An 18,902-nucleotide genomic window follows, 5' to 3' on the forward strand; every position below is an offset into this window, starting at 1 on the left:
GACCGTCGATGGGGTCGTCCAAGGCGTTTCTCACCGCTACTGCAAGATCATTCAGCGCGGCGATGGATATGGTTATTCACTCGTAGCGCAATCCACAAAGGAGAGCGGGCACAGGGGCGACGCTTCGCGTCGCGCGCTATCCCTCACCGGCCTGAAGGCCGATGTTTCCCGCGCGAACTGATGAACCTCTCCCCCGCCATCCCCATCATCCGGATCTTCTCGGTCGAGAAGGCCAAGGAATTCTATCTGGACTATCTTGGCTTCACCCTCGATTGGGAGCATCGTTTCGAGGAGGGATTTCCGCTATATGCCCAGGTGAGGCGATCCGGCCTGACGCTGCACCTGAGCGAGCACCATGGAGACGCCACGCCGGGTTCGACGGTGTTCGTCCCCGTGGAAGACATCGATGCCCTGCATCGCGAACTGGATGCCAGGCAGTATCCCTACGCAAAGCCAGGCATCGACGCGGTGGGCTGGGGGCGGCAACTGCAAGTCGCGGATCCGTTTGGCAACCGCCTGCGGTTTTGCGAGCTATCCAAGGACTAGGTTTTTGTTTGGCGACACGCGGCTTGAGGGGAGATCCCGATGGAATACATCGACGTCATCTGGCGGCACGAGCTTGCCTCGGAGCCGGTTCGCCTTGTGTCGGAGCTTGACGGCGCGCGCTTCGAGACCAGGAAGCTGGAATTCTTCCGGGACGGAACCGTCGGCTTCGCCAGCGCCGAGGCGGCAACGGGAAGCACCAATCTCGGGCTGGTGCCGGTGCCGGGCCTTGCCGAGATCAACGCGGATCCGGAGTTCGACGGCGCGGCGATGACGCCGGAGGCTTTTGAAGTCCTCTGGCTATTGCACGCACGCCCGGCAAAGCATTGAGCGTTTCCTGGTGACGCCTGCTACAGCAGCACCAGCGTCACCAGCAACGATGCGTTGCTGATCGCCGTCACATCGTGCATGACGTTGGATTCCAGATAGATCAGGTCGCCTCGCCGCAGCAGCCGGTGCGCACCTTCCACGCCGATGTCGACCTCCCCTTCCAGGCACTGCACCGTGATTGGCCCGGCTACCGCATGGGCGGGCATATGCTTGCCGGCGGTCAGCACCAGGCGCATGACCTCCAGGCGGCTTTCCTTGAAGAAGGCGGTAGTGGGTGTCTTCGCGAGACGCTCGCCTAGCGGCAGCACGCTGGCAACCTGGCCGGAAGCTAGATGAGGCAGGGACATGGGCGGCTCCTCGGGTGTGAACGACGTGAGCGGTGTGGGGCGTGGCGGGCACTTCGGTGCGAAGCGCGCCGCGTTCCGGACAATCCATTCTAGTCGTGCCCGCCAGCGATCCGGAAATTAGCGGACACGGAAAAACCCCGATACCTGGCAGCGTGCGCACACCAGTAACATCATGGGCCATCCCGCATCATGGCCTCGATGGCCGAGACCACATCGGCCAGGCCGTTTTCGCCCGCCATGCGGGCACCGAGCTCGCGGGCGCGGGACCGCGCCTCGGCGCCCTGGGCGAACGCGATGGCGCGTGCGAGTGCCGAGGCTTGCAGGTGCTTTCCGTTCACGGCGGCGGCAACGCCGGCCAGCCCGAGCCGGTCCGCCCAGAAGAACTGGTCACCCACGAACGGCACCACCACCGATGGCACCCCCGCCCGCGCGGCGCAATGGGTCGTGCCGGAGCCGCCGTGATGGACAACGAGCGACGTCCTGGGAAACAGCCAGTCATGCGGTGTGTCGCCAACCACATGCACATTCGCCGGAAGTCCGGCGGTGTCCATCCCGCTCCACCCGGGATAGAACAGCGCCCGCCGTCCCGCGGCCGCCGTGACCACCGCGTCCAGCATCTTCTGCCGATCGAACCCCGCCATGCTCCCGAAGCCGAAATACATCGGCGGCTCGCCTGCCGCGAGGAAATCGGCAAGCGGCTGCGGCGCCCTCCAGTCCGGTGACGGCGCGATCCATTGCCCGCAAACCCGCGCATTGGCCGGCCAGTCTGCCGGCTTGGGCAACAGGCTCGGCGAGACTCCATAAAGCATCGGATGCCGGGTCCAGAGCGCCCGCCGGGGCGGCAGCCCGCATACCGCCGCGCGCGCCGCATTGGTCTGCTTGCGAAACGCCCGCCACAGCATCCCGTTGACAAAGTGGTGGCTCGCGCGGCTAAGCCAGCCCGGCAGCCGCGCCGGCGGCAGGAAAGGCGAGGCGAAATCCGCCGTCGGCGTGATCGGGATCAGCCCGGTGCCGATCGCCTTCACGCCGAGATGCTCGGCGGCCGACAAGCCGACAAAGGCCGCCAGGCCGGAAACGATGATGGCATCGCAGCCTTCGCCCGCCGCCACGATCTCCCGCAGCCATGCCTCGGCATTGGCATTGGCAATGCGCGCCAGCGCGCTCGCCGTGCTGGTGAAGCGGCGGTCCCGCGCCACCACGCCGGAGATCGCAAGCTCCGGCTGCAACGCGCCCTTGATGTCTCCCGCCAGCGCGGTCGCCGGAACGCCAAGGGCATTGGCCGTGCCAAGCGTTGCGCCATCGGCAAGTAGCCGGGCCTGGTGGCCGGCATCCATCAACGCGCGGCACAGTGCGGCCAGCGGACGGGCGTCTCCCTCCGTGCCATAGGTTGCGACGATGAATTTCATGGTGTCTTGCGGCTCCTTGGACGTGGCGCCAGCGGCCGGGCGCTGCCCTCCACGAACAGCGTCACCACCGCTGCGAACTCCTCGCGCAACGTCAGCCCCGGCAAGGTCAGCCAGCGCATCAGCGCACCGAGATAGAGGTGATGGAACAGCGACGCCAGATGCGCCGCGTCGAGATCGCGCCGCAGTTCGCCCGAGCGCTGGCCCTGGCCGATCAGCAGCCCGAACACATCGGTCATGTCGCTCGCCCCTCCGGGCTCTACGGGCTCTATGGCCTCTTGCGCGGGCGGCGCGGCTTCAAGGCTCAGGAAACGAAAGCGAAGGTAAGGCAGAAGGTAAGCGCGATGCCCCTCGCACCAGGCGGCTGTCGCATCGAGCAGCAGCGCCAGGGCCGACCGGAAGCTGGCCTGCCGTTCGACCTCAGGCTGCAGATGCGCCAGATCGGCCGCCAATTGCATATGGATCCAGTGCGCCAGCACGGATTCCTTGGTCGGGAAATGGTTGTAGAGCGTTCCCTTGGCAACGTCGGCCTCGGCCGCGATCTGCTCCATCGTCACGGCGTCGAAGCCCTGCGCTTCGAACAGGCCCATGGCAGTCTGGGCAAGGAGATCCAGCGTTTGCGCGCGCTTTCGGGCACGGCGGCCCGGCATGTCGTGGGCGACCATCTCATCCATATAAATGAACGACGAACATTATTGAACGTCGTTCAAGTATCGTAGCGCGACCCTGGCGGTAAATCAATCCGGCCGGGAGCCGTGCAGGATCGTGCTGCGTGCTGCGCGTCGCGCAGCCACCACATACCCTCCTTCAGGGCGATAACAGATTGCCGGGCCGGTGCTAACGTCTGGCGCACGCTGCAATTCCCACGGACGATCTGGCACGCAACGCGAATCGCACCGACTTCCAATACTGCGTGAGAGAGACAAGGATCCCGCCCATGCTGAGTGATTTCGATGACCTCGTAGCAGCGTCGATGAAGGAATGGAAGGTGCCGGGCCTTGCGCTAGCCGTGATCCGGGATCGCGAAACGGTGCTGCTCAAAGGCTATGGCGTGCGCGACGCCGAAGCGCCGGCGCCCGTGGCGCAGGACACCCAGTTCCTGCTGTGCTCGCTCACCAAGTCTTTCACCGCAGCCGGCCTTGGCCTTCTGGTGGACGAGCGCAAGCTCGACTGGACGCGGCCCGTGCGTGACTACATTCCGGAGTTCCGCCTACACGATGCGGTTGCGACCGAGCGCGTGACCGTGCGGGATCTGCTTTGCCATCACAGCGGCGTCCCGCGCCACGACTGGATTCACTCGCCCGGCGACCTGTCGGTCGCGCAGATCCTGGCGGCCTTGCGCCATCTGGAGCCGAGCCGGGACGTGCGCGAAGCCTACCAGTACCAGAACCTTGGGTATCTCGTGGCCGGGCATATCGCGGAGCGCGTCAGCGGGCAGCGCTGGGAAGATTTCACTACCGAGCGCCTGCTCCGTCCGCTGGGCTTCGCGAACTTCGGGCTCTCCATCGACGCGCTCGCCGCCGCGCCGGACCATGCGCATCCGCACATCATGCAAGGCGACGAAAGCCAGCGCGCGATGTTGACGCCTATCCGTGCGCTGCCCGCCGGCGGGCTCAATGCCTCCGTTTCGGACCTGGCGAAATGGATGCACTTCCTGATCGACGAAGGATGCGTGAACGGCAAGCCTCTGCTGTCGGCGGAAATCGTCCGGCAAATGATGACCCCGCGCGTGCACGTGGGCCGCTCCGTGTTCAAAGAGGTGGGTGAGTACCACTATGGACTCGGCCTGTCGCTGGAACACTATCGCGGCGAACGGAAGGTATCCCATTCAGGCAGCTGGGTCGGCTGGGGCACCTTGATGACAATGCTGCCGGAGCGCAGGATCGGCGTGGCGGTACTCACCAATCGCGCGCCAAGTTCGGTCACAGAACTCCTGACCTACGCCACGCTCGACCAGCTCTGCGGCCACAAGCCGATCGACTGGTTCGAGCGGTATCACGCCATGCGCCACCAAGGGCTTGCGCAACAGAAGCTCGACAAGCAGGCGCGCAGCGAATTGCGCCGGACCGGCACCACGCCAAGCCATCCGCTTGACGACTACGTGGGCGAGTACGAACACCCGGCCTACGGGCGGATCGTCATCGCTAAAGAGAACAATGCACTGGCATGGCGCTGGCGCGGCATGTCGGGCCCGCTCGAACACCGCCACTACGATGTATTCACCACCCCCGACAAGCCGGCCGAGATCAATCCCGACAACCTGGCACTGAGCTTCGGCTATGACCGGGAAGGCAACATCGACCGGATCTCCGCACCATTGGAGCCCATGGTGGCGGACATCGTCTTTCGCCGCGCGGCCGGCGGCGACGTGCTCGACCCTGCGTTCCGCGCCCTCTGCGCCGGCAGCTTCGTGCACGGCGCGCAGGAGATCGCCGTCACGCTCGACGCGGCGGGCCAGCTATCGCTGCGCATCGCCGGGCAGCAAAGTTGGCCGCTGCAGCCGTTTGACGGGCGGACCTTTGACCTGGAAGGACTCCATGGGCATCGGGTCGAGTTTCGTCGTCCCGCGCCAGACATCGTGGACGCGGTCATCTTTTACCAGCCGGATGGCACCTTCCTGGCACTGCGGCAGGCTGTGCCAGCGTAAATCGCCTCACGGCCGCAAGCCGGCGCCCTTGTCCATGGCAGCCCGCACCGCATGGCAATGCCGGACCAGATTGGCCTTCGACAAGACGAACTGCTTGAGCGGCGTGTCGATCTCATAGAAATAGATATTCGCCACAAACCCATACACGGCAGCATCGATGCTGGTCGGCGCAGCGCCAAACAGAAAATCCTGGTCGCCGATCAGGTTGGCCACCACGGCCAGATCGGCAATGCCCCGGGCATAGACCTCGCCCGGTTCGAAGCGGCCGATGCCCTGATAGCGGTATCGCTCGAAGTTGTATTGCCTTGCCGCCTCCAGGTCATCCGCCGCAAGGTCCGGATGGGTCTTCAGCAGCGCGTCCCGGAACAGCGGCCAGAAGCGCGGATCGCGCCAGCGCGAGTACGACATGACCCAGTAGAGGTCATCCAGCGCGCGGCGCACCAGCAGATCCAGGTCCTGCTGTGCGCTGGTCAGGGCGCTATCGATGGCCAGCCTGTACTTGTTTTTCAGGTAGGACACGATGGCATCGCTGTCGCCGACGGTCTGCTCATCGTCGACGACATACGGGAGCTGCCCTCGCGGCGCTGCTTTTGTGTCGAGGATATGCCGGTGCGTAAAACGCAGGCCGCACAGCTGAAGGAAGGCGAACACCTTCAGGCCATACGGATTATTGTCTTCAAGGCCGAACAGCTCCGGATAGGAATACAGTGTGATCATTCAAACACTCCCTCAAGGGCGGCCCGGCATTTGAGGATCGCGGCGCGGCTCCGGTAAGTCTAGGCGATAACGCTGGCCTGGCCTGATGGCGACGTCCCCGCTACCTGTTACCTGCTATCCGCCAGCGCCGTCTTGGCAAAATCGATAAAGACGCGCAGCTTCTTCGGCATCCCCGTGCGGTTGTAGTAATAGAGGTAGAGCCCCGTGCGTGGTATCCACGCGTCCAGCACATTCACCAGCGCGCCGGCCCGCAAATGCGGCTCGGCGTTGCGGTATGGCAGGTAGGCAAAGCCGAACCCGTCCAGGGCGGACTGCAGCAGCAAGCCGTTGTCATTGGTCGCGATGCGCCCGGCCACAGCGATCTGCATGGTTTCACCGGCTTTCTCGAACTCCCAGCGATACAGCGCGCCGGTATCGGCGCTCCTATAGTTCACGCATTGATGCTCGAGCAGATCTCGCGGGTGCCGTGGCTTTGCCTTGTCTTTCAGGTACGCCGGAGACGCAACCACGCAAAAGCGCATCTGCGTGACGAGCGGCACGATCACCATGTCTTCGTCCAGCACATTGTCGTAGCGGATGCCGGCATCGAAACCCTTGCCGACGATGTCCACCAGGCTGTTATCGGCGATGACCTCGACATTGATGTCGGGGTAGGCCGTCAGGAACGCTTTCAGGACGGGCTGGATCACCAGCGGGATGGCGGTCGGGGGCACGTTCAGGCGCAGCGTGCCCATTGACTCGCTGGAGGATTTGGAAACATCGCGCATGGCGAGCTCGAGTTCCTGCAGGAGCGGCGAGATCCTCGTCAGGAACCGCGCTCCGGCCTCCGTCAGGCTGACACTGCGCGTCGTCCGGTTAAGCAGACGGGCTCCCAGGCGCTCTTCGATGCGCCTGACCGTATAGCTGACGGACGTCACCGGGATCCCCAGCGCGCGCGCGGCGGCGCTGAAGCTTTGCTCCTGCGCTACGCGGGCAAAGACGGAAAGGGCCTGGAATTCGGTTGGATTCATTATGCAAATTTATTGCAAAGTCCTTGCCGATTATCTTCCTTCTTGACAGGGTCGGCAACCTCCATACTCCGTTGTACCGAGCCGCCGAGGACGGCAGCTCCCCCTGACAATTCTCCTGGAAAGATGATGAAAACCTGGTTCATTACGGGCGTAAGCACTGGTTTTGGGCGCGCGCTGGCCGAGGCCGCGATCGCGCAGGGCGACAAGGTCGCGGGCACGCTGCGCCAGGAAGCGCAGCGCGCGGCGTTCTCCGCGATGTCCCCGGGACAGTCTTTCGGCTACGTGCTCGACGTGCGGTCCGACGCGGACATCCCGCGCGTGGTCGCGCAGATCGAGCGCGAGGTTGGCCCGATCGACGTGCTGGTCAACAACGCGGGGTACGGCTACGAGGGCAGCATCGAAGAAGCCACGGCCGCGGACATCCGTGCGCAGTTCGACGTGAATGTGTTCGGCGCGATCGGCGTGATCCAGGCCGTCCTGCCCTTCATGCGCGAACGGCGTAGCGGCCACATCCTGAACGTCACGTCGATGGGCGGCCTCATGACATTTCCCGGCGTGGGCATCTACAACGCGAGCAAGTTCGCGCTGGAAGGCATCAACGAGGCGCTCTCCAAGGAAGTGCGCCCCTTCGGCATCAAGGTAACCGCGATCGAGCCAGGCGCCTTCCGCACGGACTGGGCAGGCCGCTCCCTGCAACGCACGGTGCGCACGATCGAGGACTACGCGGCGACGCTGGAACCGCTGAGCGCCGCGCGTGCGGCAAGATCCGGCAAGCAGCCGGGAGATCCCCGCAAGGCCGCGCAGGCGATCCTCAAGGTGGTGGCGTCGGACCAGCCGCCGGTGCATCTGCTGCTGGGCACCGATGCGCTCGGCTTCGTTCGCGAGAAGCTCGAGACATTGCAGGAGGAAATCAACCAGTGGGAAGCGCTGACCGTCAGTACTGACCTTACCGATTGAATTCGCTGCCAGCGGAACGGATTGCCGCGCTCGCCGCCCGCTGCGGCGAGCGCATATGGATTGCACCAAAGCTTCGTTGCGCGGCCCGCGCCAGTTGGCTACTGTCATTCGATCATTCGATATGCCAATCGCCACTGCCGGGAGGAATCGCCGCATGCCATCCATCGGGACCGAGTACCGCGCCAGGACGCCTTCGCCGCAGACCGATGTGCTGGTCATCGGCGGCGGCCCCGCCGGCACCTGGGCAGCCATCGCCGCTGCCGAAAGCGGCGCGCGCGTCGTGCTGGCCGACAAAGGCTATTGCGGCACCTCGGGGGCCACCGCCGCGGCCGGCACCGCCATCTGGCACGTTGCACCCGACCCCGCCGCGCGCGCCGCGGCCAAGGCCAGCCGCTACGCACTTGGCGGCGAACTGGCCGAGCCGGCCTGGATGGACCGGGTGCTGGACCGCACCTATGCGGGGCTCGAACAGCTTGCCGAATGGGGCTACCCATTCCCGCAGGACGACGCCGGCCAGGCGCAGCGCATCTCCCTGCAAGGCCCGGACTACATGCGGCTGATGCGCCGGCGCGCCAAGGCGGCGGGTGTTCGCATTCTGGATCACAGCCCGGCGCTGGCCCTGCTGGTGGACGCCGGCGGCACGGTGCGCGGCGCAAGGGGCCTGCACCGGCAGCCCCGTGCGGGCCAGCCGGGCGAGTGGACGCTGCGCGCCGGCGCGGTGGTGATCGCCACCGGAGGTTGCGCCTTCCTCAGCCGCGCCCTGGGCTGCAACGTGCTGACCGGCGATGGCTACCTGATGGCGGCCGAAGCCGGCGCCGATCTTTCCGGCATGGAGTTCTCCAATGCCTATGGCCTTGGGCCCGCGTTCTCGTCGGTCACCAAATCGCTGTTCTACCAATGGGCGACCTTCTATGACGCGCAGGGCCAGGTGCTGGAAGGCGCGGGCTCGGCGCAGGGCCGCAGCGTGATTGCCCGCGCGCTGCAAACGCAAGCGGTGTACGCACGGCTGGACCGCGCGGACGTCAAGGTGCGTGCCTGGATGCGCAGCGCCCAGCCAAACTATTTCCTGCCCTTCGACCGCCTTGGCATCGATCCCTTCACGCAACGCTTCCCGGTGACCTTGCGGCTGGAAGGCACGGTGCGCGGCACCGGCGGCCTGCGCATCAACGACGCGCAATGCGCCACCAGCGTGCCCGGCCTCTACGCGGCCGGCGACGCCGCTACGCGCGAGCTGATCTGCGGCGGCTTTACCGGCGGCGGCAGCCACAACGCCGCCTGGGCGATGTCGTCCGGCTGGTGGGCCGGCCAGGGCGCGGCGGCCTTCGCGCAGGACGCGCGCGCGAATGCGGGGCAAGCCTTGGACAGCGCCGGCCACGGCAACCGAGCGCACACGCAGGCAACCCCAGCGCAGCCGGACGCATCGGCGCTCGTCACGGCCGTGCAAGCGGAAGTGTTTCCCTATGCACGCAACTGGTTCCGCCATGGCGAGACGCTCACCGATTCGCTGACGCGGCTCGATGCCCTGTGGCGGCAATGGGGCAACACCGCGCCGCTGCCCACCGGCGAGCACGCATTGCGCACGCGCGAGGCCACCGCCATGCTCGCCACCGCGCGCTGGATGTACCGCAGCGCGCTGGCGCGCACCGAGACGCGCGGCATGCACCGGCGCATCGATCATCCGGGCCAGGATGCAAGCCAGCGCCACCGGGTGATCAGCGGCGGGCTCGACGAAGTCTGGACCGCGCACGAAAACATCGCCGACGCCACCTGGCAGGCAGCCGCATGATCGAACTGCTCAACAGCGCGCGCTGCACCGGCTGCAATATCTGCGTGCGCGTGTGCCCCACCAATGTCTTCGCCATCGTGCCTGCCCAGCCGCCGGCGATCGCGCGCCAGCATGACTGCCAGACCTGCTTCATGTGCGAGCTGTACTGCCCCGAGGACGCGCTCTTCGTGGCGCCGCTGGCCGACGCCTGCCAGCCGGCGGACAACACCGCCACCACGCAGCCCCGCCACGCCGGCAGCTACCGCGCGGCGGTGGGCTGGGGCAGCGGGCGGACGTCCACCGCCGCGCAGGACGGCAGCCATGCGCTGCTTGGACTGGTCCGCCGCTAGGAGATACCATGAAAGACCTGATCGACTGGATCACCGCCATTGCCACCGTCGGGCTGGTGTACGCGGCCTTGCGCTATCCGCTCTATCCACCGCACTTTGGTGCTGCGGATGACGAGCGTGACGGCTAGCCTTGCGCCACATCCACCCATTCGGCCTTGACCAGCTGCGCCAGGTGCTCGGGGGTAATCCGAATCGCCGCGTTGGTCGCGCCGGCCGCCGGCAGGACTTCGTCGAACCTCTTTAGCGAGACATCCGCAAAGACCTTCAGCGCATGCGGCAAGCCGAACGGGCATACCCGGCCAACCGCGGTTCATCGAAGACCGCGTCCTATCAGGGCGGCTGGTACTCGGTCATCAGCCTGCACGGGGGCGGCACGCCGGACATGGTCGACCGGCCTGAAATCCCGTCAAAGCGGGACAATGCGGGTTGAGACTGCAGCCCCTCCCACCGGGAAACGAACGATATGCCAACTCACCAAGGAAAATGAACATGCTGCACAACGCCGCTGAGTCCGTTCTAGTGCTGGTGGATTTCCAGGCCCGCCTGATGCCGGCGATACACGAAGGCGATCGCGTCGTAACCGAGGCCGTGCGCCTTGCCAACATCGCCCGCGTACTGGGCGTGCCCGTGATCGGCACCGAGCAAAGCCCCGGCAGCCTGGGCGGGAATCTCGACGAGATCAAGCGCCTGTGCGATCAAACCCTGGCCAAGGACCACTTCGACGGCTGCCGGGACGGCTTGCTCGACATGCTTCCTGCAGGTCGGAAAAACGTGGTGGTGGCCGGCTGCGAAGCCCACGTCTGCGTGCTGCAGACCGTCGCCGGGCTGCAGGAGCACGGCTTGAAAGTGACCGTGGTGCTGGATGCCATCGGCTCACGCAAGGCCTCCAGCCGGGAAGCGGCCATCGACAGGATGCGCGGCGGCGGGGCAACCGCGGCCACCGTCGAGATGCTTGCCTTCGAGTGGATGCGTACGAGCCGGCATGAGAGGTTCCGCGAGGTGCTGGGTTTTGTGAAGTAGCGGTTCGCGGGCCGTCGTGCCACCCGCCCGTATATTCAAAAAATCTGAATAACCTATCCGGATATGACTGGTCTAACGCACCGATGACTCTCCTATAGTTCGTTACATGGACGGCGCACACAAACAAAGCAACGTTCTGGCAGTCGCAGCGAACAATCAATGAAATTCAACGAATTTTAAGATACTGGAGAACATCATGACCAAGACCTTCGCCCTCAAGCTCGCTTCCACCCTCGTGCTGTCGCTCGCCGCCATCGGCGCCGCCCAGGCCGCTTCCGCCAAGGACACCCACGCCGGTGACAAGTACGGTTATGAGTTCCGCACCTCGGTGCCCGCCGACAAGTACGGCTATGACTTCCGCGCAACCGATGCCTTCACCGAAGGCGCCCGCAGCGGCAAGCTGGATACCTTCACCGAAGGCGCCCGCATCGCCGGGCTGGATCGCTCGGGGGTTTCGGCTTCGCCGGCACGCCGCTTCGATACCTACACCGATGGCGCGCGCAGCGGCAAGGTCGACGTCTTCACCGAAGGCGCCAACGCCTGATGCATCCGACAGTGCGAGATTTCACCGCGCGCGGTGCCGGCTGATAGCCGCGCCGCGCGCTTTGCGTTGAAGCGAGAAGGAGCAGATGACCTAACGGCTAACGGCTAACGGCTAGATGGCGTTTCGCCATCCACCCGTACCGCAAGGCCCAGCGCATTGCCGGCGCGCAGCGCTTGCGGCAGCAAAGCCGCGGGCATGTCCTGGTAGCAGACCGGGCGCAGGAAGCGCGCGATGGCCAGGCTCCCGACCGAAGTCGAGCGCCCGTCCGACGTGGACGGATACGGGCCGCCGTGCACCATGGCGTGGCTGACCTCCACGCCCGTACCGAAACCGTTCACCAGGATCCGGCCCACGCGGCGCTCCAGCGCCGGCAGGAAGGTGCGTGCGGCGCCATAGTCGGCTTCATCGATGTGGATGGCCGCGGTCAATTGCCCTTCGAGGGCTTCCACTACGCGCTGCATGCTGGCAAGGTCGGGGCAACGCACCACCAGCGACGCCGCGCCGAAGATTTCCGCGCGCAGTGCCTCGTGGTCAAGGAACGCTTGCGCGGTGGTCGAGAACAGCGCAGCCTGCCCCTGGTATTGCGCGCCGGCCTGGCCACGTGCAACCGTGCTCACCTGCGGATGGCAGCCGATGGTTTCAACACCGGCGCCATAGGCGCGGTGGATGCCGGGCGTCAGCATGGTTGAAGCCGGGATCTGCGCGATCACCGCTTCGGCCGCTGCCAGGAAGCGGTCGAGATCCGGGCCATCCACGGCAAGGATCAAGCCGGGATTCGTGCAGAACTGGCCCGCGCCCAGCGTCAGAGATGCGGCGAATGCCTTGCCGATTCCCTCCGCGCGGTTGCCCAGCGCGTGCGGGAACAGCAGGACCGGGTTGATGCTGCTCATTTCCGCGTAGACCGGAATCGGCTCGCTGCGGGCGGCGGCAAGTTTCATCAGCGCCGTGCCGCCGGCGCGCGAGCCGGTGAAGCCGACCGCCTTGATGCGGTGATCGCTGACCAGCCCCTGCGCGATCTCCAGGCCGGAATCGAACAGCAGCGAGAACGTGCCCTCGGGCAAACCCAGTTCTTCCACGGCCTTCTGGATCGCACGGCCGACCAGCTCCGAGGTGCCGGGATGCGCCGGATGCGCCTTGACGACAACCGGGCAGCCGGCGGCGAGCGCCGACGCCGTGTCGCCACCCGCCACCGAGAACGCCAGCGGGAAATTGCTCGCCCCGAAGACGGCCACCGGCCCCAGCGCGATGTTGCGCAGGCGCAGGTCCACGCGCGGCAGCGGCTTGCGTTCCGGCTGCGCGGGATCGATGCGCAGGTCGAGGAAATCGCCCTGCCGCACCACGGCGGCAAACAGCCGGAGCTGGCCCACGGTACGCCCGCGCTCGCCCTCGATACGGGCGCGCGGCAGGCCGCTCTCGCTGACGCAGCGCTCGATCAGCGCGTCGCCAAGCTCCAGGATATTGGTGGCGATCTTCTCGAGGAAGGCAGCGCGTTGTTCGAGCGACGTTTCGCGATACACATCGAATGCCTGCGCGGACAGTGCGCAAGCCTGGTCAAGTTGCGCCAGCGTGGCGCCGCCAAAAGCCGGCTCCAGCGTTTCGCCGGATGCGGGATCGACGGCCCGGATCTCGCCATGGGTGCCGCGCACGGACTGGCGGCCAATGAGCAGTTCGCCTGAGAGTTTCATCTTGGGTCCTTGAAATGAAAAGGCGGCGCGTCAGCGGCGCCGCCAGTCGTTCGATATGGGTTAGCGGATCACGTCGGCCACTGCTCGCCTCACTTGCCCCAGCGCAACACCAGCGGATCCAGCCGGCGCGCGATCTGCAGCAAGCCGGCACGCGTGGCCGGGTGCATGGGCTGCAAGGGATGGCGCAGCGCATCGGAGGCAATCACGCCGCCCTCCTTCATCAGCGCCTTGGCGGTCGCCAGCCAGCCCTGCCGGTTCTCATAGTTGATCAGCGGCAGCCATTGCTGGTAGTGCTGCGCGGCAAGCTCGGTGTCGCCAGCCTGGTAGGCATCCACGATCTTGCGGATGCCGTCCGGGAAGCCCGCGCCGGTCATCGCGCCGGTGGCGCCGGCGTCCAGGTCGGCCATCAGCGTGATGGCTTCTTCGCCATCCCACGGGCCTTTGATGGCGTCGCCGCCAAGCTCGATCAGCTCGCGCAGTTTCACCGCGGCTTGCGGGACTTCGATCTTGAAGTAGGAGACATTGGCGATCTCCTTGGCCATGCGCGCCAGGAACGGCGCCGACAGCGTGGTGCCGCTCACAGGCGCATCCTGGATCATGATGGGGATGTCGATCGCCGCCGAGACGGTGGCGAAGAATTCGTAGATGGCGCGCTCGGGCACGCGGATGGTGGCGCCGTGGTACGGCGGCATCACCATCACCATGGCGGCGCCGGCGTCCTGCGCGGCTCGGCTGCGCTCGGCGCAGATGCGCGAGCTGAAATGCGTGGTGGTGACGATCACCGGCACGCGCCCAGCCACGTGCTCCAACACCGTGGTCATCAGCAGGCTGCGTTCATCGTCGGTCAGGACGAACTGCTCGGAGAAATTCGCCAGGATGCAGATGCCGTTGGAGCCGGCGTCGATCATGAAATCGATGCAGCGGCGCTGGCCGTCGAGGTCGAGGCCACCTTGCTCGTCGAAAATGGTGGGCGCGACCGGGAATACGCCACGGTAGACGGGATCGATCTTGGGCATGGTCATGGGGTCTCTCTCCTTGTTATGGTTGGGCGACTTGCGGCAGGGAATCAATATACGGCGCACCACACCGCGCTGTATATTGAAACCTTTCCATCTCATGATCGCTTTTACGACTCACCCGGCGATCATCCTTGCGGAACCGAACGCACATGAAAGCCACGCTGGACGTCCTGATGTCCCGCCTGCGCATGAAGCAACTGCAATTGCTGATCGCGCTGGACGACCACAAATCGCTGCACCAGGCCGCGTCGGCCATGGCCATGACGCAGTCCGCGGCCAGCAAGGCCTTGCAGGAACTGGAAGGCATGCTGGATGCGCCGCTGTTCGAGCGCTCCAAGACCGGCATGCGGCCGAACCAGTTCGGCCATTGCGTGATCCGTTACGCGCGGCTGCTGGCCACCGATCTCACCGCCTTATGCCAGGATATGGCCGAGATCCGCTCCGGCAAGGGCGGGCACCTGGCCGTCGGCGCCATCATGGGCGCGGTGCCGGACGTGCTGGTGCCGGCGCTGGAAACCATGCAGGCGGATCAGCCCAACCTGTCCATCGAGATCGTCGAGGACACCAGCTTGCGCATGCTCACGCTGCTGGACGACGGGCGCCTGGACCTGGTCATCGGCCGCGCGCTGGTGAGCGACCAGCCCGCCAAGTATCACTACCAGGCGATCGGCGACGAGCCGATCTCGGCCGTGGTGGGTTACGGCCATGCCGCGCCGCGCGCCAGGGAGCTGACGTTCGCCGACCTGGCCGGATACCGCTGGATCGTCTATCCCGGCCAGATGCCGATGCACGAGTTGCTGCAGCGGGAGCTGGACATGGCCGGACAGGGCATGCCGCCGAACGCCATCACGACCGCCTCCACCTTTGTCACCGTCGCCATGCTGCAGCGCAGCGCAAAGCTGGTCTGCCTGCTGCCGACCAGCGTGGCGGTGCTGTTCGCCCGGCACAAGATGCTGCGTATCCTGCCTGTGCGGATGCAGTCCAGGCAGCAGACCTTTGGCTTGGTGACCCGGCGCGGCGGCACGCTGTCCGCCGCCGCCACGCAGTTGATCAGGTTGCTCCGCGCCGGGGGCGCGCAAGCCTGAAGGCCGGGTCTGGCACAGGTGGCGCGGCACCGCCCGTCCACGGCCGCCGGGTGAACCAGCGTGCTTTGGCCTATGTATTCCTGCAGGTAATCACCCATTCAATAAACGTCATTAGTCAGATATCACTCCCATCCTTATAGTTCGCCTATCCGCGCCTCAGCGCAGGCTCATAACAAAGATGGAGACAACGATGAAACGATGGATGTCCGGCGTCCTCGCCGGCTTGATGGGAATTGCCGCCGCCATGACCACCGGGGCCTACGCACAGGACACCCGCCCGGTACGGTTGATGGTGGGTGCCGCGCCCGGCGGCGGCACCGACGTCATGGCCCGCATCGTCTCCGACAAGCTGGCGGCCCTCCTCAAGCAACCGGTGGTGGTGGACAACCGGCCCGGCGCTTCCAACACCATCGCCGCCGACATTACCGCCAAGTCCCCGCCCGATGGCAACACGCTGCTGATGGGCGTGGTCACCTCGCAAGCCATCGCGCCGCACCTGCTCAAGCTGCAGTTCAATCCGCTCAAGGACCTGGTGCCGGTGGCCCTGGTGTCGTCGGTGCCCAATGTGCTGGTGGTCAACAACCAGGTGACGGCGCTCGACGTCAAGTCGCTGGTGGCGCAGATCCAGGCCAATCCGGACAAGTTCCGCTATAGCTCCTCCGGCGTCGGCAGCACCCAGCACCTGGCCGGCGCGGCCTTCGCGCACCAGATCCACGGCAAGCTGCTGCACGTGCCCTACAAGAGCAGCAGCAGCGCGCTGGTGGACCTGATGGGCGGACAGGTCGACATGAGCTTCGAGACCATGCCGTCCGTCATCAACCATATCAAGGCGGGCAAGCTGCGCGCGCTCGCGGTCACCGCCGAGCAGCGCTCGGCGCTGCTGCCCAATGTGCCCACGCTGGCCGAAGCCGGCGTGCCGGGCATCCAGATGAATGCCTGGTACGGTGTCTATGCCCCGGCAGGCACCCCGCCGGCCGTGCTGCAGAAGCTGGGTGCGGCGCTGGCCACCATACTCAAGGACCCCGACACCGTGCGCCGTCTCAGTGACGTGGGCGCGCTGCCGGGCACCCTGAACACCGCCCAGTTCGATGCCTTCTCGCGCGCCGAATACGCGCGCTACGGCAAGCTGATCGCCGAACTCGGCGTCAAGCTGGACTGAACCCCTTTCCCCCAAGACTCCCATGACCCAACGACCCCGAATCGCCATGGTGCTCGGCGACCCCGCCGGCATCGGCCCCGAGCTGATCGCCAAGCTGCTGGCCGACCCGGCCACCGCGGCGCAGGCCGACATCCTGCTGATCGCCGACCGCGACGAATGGCGTCACGGCATGCAGGTGGCCGGCGTCGACATCGCGTTGCGCGAAACCGATACGCTTGCGTTCGCAGGCGATGACAGTGGCCCGCGCCTGTACCACTGGCAGCTCGACGACAAACCGGCCTACCAACGCGGCGTGGCCACCGCGCAAGGTGGCCGCTACAGCCTCGGCACGCTCGCACTGGCGCTGGAACTGGCCGATGCGGGCAAGGCCGACGCCATCGTGTTCGGCCCGCTCAACAAGAGCTCGCTGCATGCCGCCGGCATGGGGCACAACGATGAGCTGCACTGGTTCGCCGAGAAGCTCGGCTACCACGGCGCCTTCTGCGAGTTCAATGTGCTCGACGGCCTGTGGACCTCCCGCGTGACGTCGCACGTGGCACTCAAGGATGTGCCCGCCATGATCAACCGCGCCAGCGTGGGCGACGCCATCGACCTGATCGACCAGGCCCTGCGCGGCGCCGGCATGGCCCGCCCGCGCATTGCCGTGTGCGGCCTGAACCCGCATAACGGCGACAACGGCGCCTTCGGCCGCGAGGAGATCGACATCATCGCGCCGGCGGTGGCCGATGCGCGGGAGCGCGGCGTGGCCGCCGACGGCCCCTTCCCCGCCGACACCATCTTCCTCAAGGTGCAGGGCGGCCCGGCGCAGCGGCAGTTCGACGCCATCGTCACGATGTATCACGACCAGGGCCAGATCGGCATCAAGCTGATGGGCTTCTCGCGCGGGGTCACCGTGCAGGGCGGCCTGCCGGTGCCGATCACCACGCCGGCCCACGGCACCGCCTTCGATATCACGCAGCAGGGCCGCGCCGACCTCGGTGCCACGCTGCAAGCTTTCCACATTGCCTGCCAGATGGGCAGCAACCGCGCCGCCCGCTAAGCCGCCGCCCGTTCGCCACCGGCAATCAAACCCACGGAGACTATCTTGAAAATCACCAACATCCGCACGCGCGTCTTTGAATGGAAGGGCAAGACCGTGCCCCCGCAGGCGCACTTCTGCACCAACGCCACCGACATCCTCTTTGAGCGCGGCGACGCCATGGGCTCCTTCCGCTTCCACGGCTGGCTGGTGGTGGAAATCGAGACCGACACGGGCCTCGTCGGCATCGGCAACTGCGCGCTGGCGCCGCGCGTGGCCAAGGAAATCATCGACCAGTACCTGGCCCCCATCGTGATCGGCCAGGACCCGTTCGACAACGAATACCTGTGGCAGAAGATGTACCGCCGCACCCATGCATGGGGCCGCAAGGGCATCGGCATGGCAGCGATCTCCGCGGTGGACATCGCGCTGTGGGACCTGATGGGCAAGGCCGTGGGCAAGCCGGTGTTCAAGCTGCTGGGCGGGCGCACCAAGGAAAAGATCTGGTGCTACGCCTCCAAGCTCTACAACAACGACGACCGCGACGCCTTCCTGGCCGAAGCCCAGAGCTATCTCGACCAGGGCTTCACCGCCATGAAGATGCGCTTTGGCTACGGCCCCAAGGACGGCCCCGCCGGCATGCAGAAGAACATCGAGCAAGTGCGCCTGCTGCGCGAGCTGGTGGGCGACAGCGTCGACATCATGCTGGAATGCTATATGGGCTGGACGCTGGAATACGCCCGCCGCATGCTGCCGCGCCTGGCCGAGTTCAACCCACGCTGGCTGGAAGAGCCGGTGATTGCCGACGACATCGAAGGCTACGCCGAACTCAAGAAGATGAGCCCCTTCCCCATCTCCGGCGGCGAGCACGAGTTCACCTCCTACGGCTTCAAGGACCTGCTGGAACGCCGCGCAGTCGACGTGATCCAGTACGACACCAACCGCGTGGGTGGCATCACCGCTGCGCAGAAGATCAACGCCATGGCAGAAGCCTGGTCCGTGCCGGTCATCCCGCACGCTGGGCAGATGCACAACTACCACCTGACCATGGCCTCCACCGCGTCGCCGATGTCAGAGTTCTTCCCGGTGCATGACGTGGAGGTGGGGAATGAGCTGTTTTATTACATCTTCAAGGGGGAGCCGGCGCCGGACAAGGGCTACCTGCAGTTGGACGACAACCTGCCGGGGCTGGGGCTGACGATCAATGAAGAGTATTTGGGCGACTTCAATATTATTGAGTAATCCCAAAGCGGCTTTGTAGTGTCCGTGGGGGCCAGTTGCGCCATGCAGATGGCGCAACTGG

Annotated in this window: 19 protein-coding genes and 2 pseudogenes; 13 read left to right on the forward strand and 8 right to left on the reverse strand. The window is 65.8% G+C overall.

Annotated features, from left to right (window positions below):
• From ACYP5B_RS44805 to ACYP5B_RS44815, 3 genes and pseudogenes are all read left to right on the forward strand, one after another.
• Positions 1–181, forward strand: a pseudogene (locus tag ACYP5B_RS44805) (RNA-guided endonuclease IscB); the annotation flags it as partial.
• On the forward strand, positions 181–546 hold the full coding sequence (locus ACYP5B_RS44810) for a glyoxalase superfamily protein (RefSeq protein WP_400103592.1): 366 nt from the start codon (positions 181–183) through the stop codon (positions 544–546). The pseudogene ACYP5B_RS44805 and the gene ACYP5B_RS44810, both read left to right, overlap by 1 nt.
• Before the next feature lie 39 nt (positions 547–585).
• Positions 586–873 (forward strand): DUF6881 domain-containing protein, encoded by a 288-nt coding sequence (locus ACYP5B_RS44815; protein ID WP_459573871.1) that lies wholly within the window; start codon positions 586–588, stop codon positions 871–873.
• 20 nt (positions 874–893) lie between these two features.
• Here the strand turns inward: ACYP5B_RS44815 and ACYP5B_RS44820 are convergent, their stop codons facing one another.
• The 3 genes from ACYP5B_RS44820 to ACYP5B_RS44830 form a co-directional block, all read right to left on the reverse strand.
• The gene (locus ACYP5B_RS44820) at positions 894–1,220 is read right to left on the reverse strand and encodes a cupin domain-containing protein (RefSeq protein ID WP_459573872.1); all 327 of its coding nucleotides are present in this window, start codon (positions 1,218–1,220) and stop codon (positions 894–896) included.
• 170 nt (positions 1,221–1,390) lie between these two features.
• Entirely contained in the window at positions 1,391–2,626 is a 1,236-nt protein-coding gene (locus ACYP5B_RS44825) for a glycosyltransferase (protein ID WP_459573873.1), read from the reverse strand.
• Complete coding sequence (locus tag ACYP5B_RS44830) at positions 2,623–3,297, reverse strand: TetR/AcrR family transcriptional regulator (protein ID WP_459573874.1); 675 nt, start codon at positions 3,295–3,297, stop codon at positions 2,623–2,625. Before ACYP5B_RS44830 ends, ACYP5B_RS44825 begins: the two co-directional genes overlap by 4 nt.
• Positions 3,298–3,560: 263 nt before the next feature.
• On the opposite strand from ACYP5B_RS44830, the gene ACYP5B_RS44835 reads away from it, so the two are divergent.
• Positions 3,561–5,270, forward strand: a complete 1,710-nt coding sequence (locus tag ACYP5B_RS44835) for a serine hydrolase (RefSeq protein ID WP_459573875.1) — start codon at positions 3,561–3,563, stop codon at positions 5,268–5,270.
• A gap of 6 nt (positions 5,271–5,276) precedes the next feature.
• Here ACYP5B_RS44835 and ACYP5B_RS44840 read toward each other — a convergent pair whose 3' ends face one another.
• Positions 5,277–5,987, reverse strand: a complete 711-nt coding sequence (locus tag ACYP5B_RS44840; RefSeq protein ID WP_459573876.1) for a glutathione S-transferase C-terminal domain-containing protein — start codon at positions 5,985–5,987, stop codon at positions 5,277–5,279.
• Between the two features lie 107 nt (positions 5,988–6,094).
• Positions 6,095–6,997 (reverse strand): LysR family transcriptional regulator, encoded by a 903-nt coding sequence (locus ACYP5B_RS44845; RefSeq protein WP_459573877.1) that lies wholly within the window; start codon positions 6,995–6,997, stop codon positions 6,095–6,097.
• 126 nt (positions 6,998–7,123) lie between these two features.
• Here ACYP5B_RS44845 and ACYP5B_RS44850 point away from each other — a divergent pair, with 126 nt between their 5' ends.
• The 3 genes from ACYP5B_RS44850 to ACYP5B_RS44860 all read left to right on the forward strand — a co-directional run bounded on the left by ACYP5B_RS44850 (position 7,124) and on the right by ACYP5B_RS44860 (position 10,069).
• Positions 7,124–7,954: an oxidoreductase gene (locus ACYP5B_RS44850; protein WP_459573910.1), complete on the forward strand. Its 831-nt coding sequence runs from the start codon at positions 7,124–7,126 to the stop codon at positions 7,952–7,954.
• 154 nt (positions 7,955–8,108) lie between these two features.
• Entirely contained in the window at positions 8,109–9,740 is a 1,632-nt protein-coding gene (locus tag ACYP5B_RS44855; RefSeq protein WP_459573878.1) for an FAD-dependent oxidoreductase, read from the forward strand.
• On the forward strand, positions 9,737–10,069 hold the full coding sequence (locus ACYP5B_RS44860) for a 4Fe-4S binding protein (protein ID WP_459573879.1): 333 nt from the start codon (positions 9,737–9,739) through the stop codon (positions 10,067–10,069). Before ACYP5B_RS44855 ends, ACYP5B_RS44860 begins: the two co-directional genes overlap by 4 nt.
• A 124-nt stretch (positions 10,070–10,193) precedes the next feature.
• Here the strand turns inward: ACYP5B_RS44860 and ACYP5B_RS44865 are convergent.
• Positions 10,194–10,373: pseudogene (locus ACYP5B_RS44865) on the reverse strand (YbaK/EbsC family protein); the annotation flags it as partial.
• A gap of 185 nt (positions 10,374–10,558) precedes the next feature.
• On the opposite strand from ACYP5B_RS44865, the gene ACYP5B_RS44870 reads away from it, so the two are divergent.
• Positions 10,559–11,089 (forward strand): isochorismatase family protein, encoded by a 531-nt coding sequence (locus ACYP5B_RS44870; protein WP_459573880.1) that lies wholly within the window; start codon positions 10,559–10,561, stop codon positions 11,087–11,089.
• Between the two features lie 196 nt (positions 11,090–11,285).
• Positions 11,286–11,633, forward strand: coding sequence for a hypothetical protein (locus tag ACYP5B_RS44875; protein WP_459573881.1), 348 nt, complete (start codon positions 11,286–11,288; stop codon positions 11,631–11,633).
• A gap of 104 nt (positions 11,634–11,737) precedes the next feature.
• Here ACYP5B_RS44875 and ACYP5B_RS44880 read toward each other — a convergent pair whose 3' ends face one another.
• Together ACYP5B_RS44880 and ACYP5B_RS44885 are read right to left on the reverse strand one after the other, a co-directional pair.
• Positions 11,738–13,318 carry an aldehyde dehydrogenase (NADP(+)) gene (locus ACYP5B_RS44880; protein ID WP_459573882.1) on the reverse strand — a complete coding sequence of 527 codons (1,581 nt, stop codon included), beginning with the start codon at positions 13,316–13,318 and terminating at the stop codon, positions 11,738–11,740.
• An 89-nt stretch (positions 13,319–13,407) separates the two neighbouring features.
• Positions 13,408–14,340, reverse strand: a complete 933-nt coding sequence (locus ACYP5B_RS44885; RefSeq protein ID WP_400102547.1) for a dihydrodipicolinate synthase family protein — start codon at positions 14,338–14,340, stop codon at positions 13,408–13,410.
• A 146-nt stretch (positions 14,341–14,486) separates the two neighbouring features.
• Here ACYP5B_RS44885 and ACYP5B_RS44890 point away from each other — a divergent pair, with 146 nt between their 5' ends.
• From ACYP5B_RS44890 to ACYP5B_RS44905, 4 genes are all read left to right on the forward strand, one after another.
• On the forward strand, positions 14,487–15,422 hold the full coding sequence (locus ACYP5B_RS44890; RefSeq protein ID WP_459573883.1) for a LysR family transcriptional regulator: 936 nt from the start codon (positions 14,487–14,489) through the stop codon (positions 15,420–15,422).
• Positions 15,423–15,612: 190 nt separating this feature from the next.
• Positions 15,613–16,581 (forward strand): Bug family tripartite tricarboxylate transporter substrate binding protein, encoded by a 969-nt coding sequence (locus tag ACYP5B_RS44895; protein ID WP_459573884.1) that lies wholly within the window; start codon positions 15,613–15,615, stop codon positions 16,579–16,581.
• Between the two features lie 22 nt (positions 16,582–16,603).
• Positions 16,604–17,620 (forward strand): 4-hydroxythreonine-4-phosphate dehydrogenase PdxA, encoded by a 1,017-nt coding sequence (locus tag ACYP5B_RS44900; RefSeq protein ID WP_459573885.1) that lies wholly within the window; start codon positions 16,604–16,606, stop codon positions 17,618–17,620.
• Between the two features lie 45 nt (positions 17,621–17,665).
• Complete coding sequence (locus ACYP5B_RS44905) at positions 17,666–18,841, forward strand: L-rhamnonate dehydratase (protein WP_459573886.1); 1,176 nt, start codon at positions 17,666–17,668, stop codon at positions 18,839–18,841.
• Positions 18,842–18,902: the final 61 nt, after the last annotated feature.

Source organism: Cupriavidus sp. 8B, from assembly GCF_054589115.1.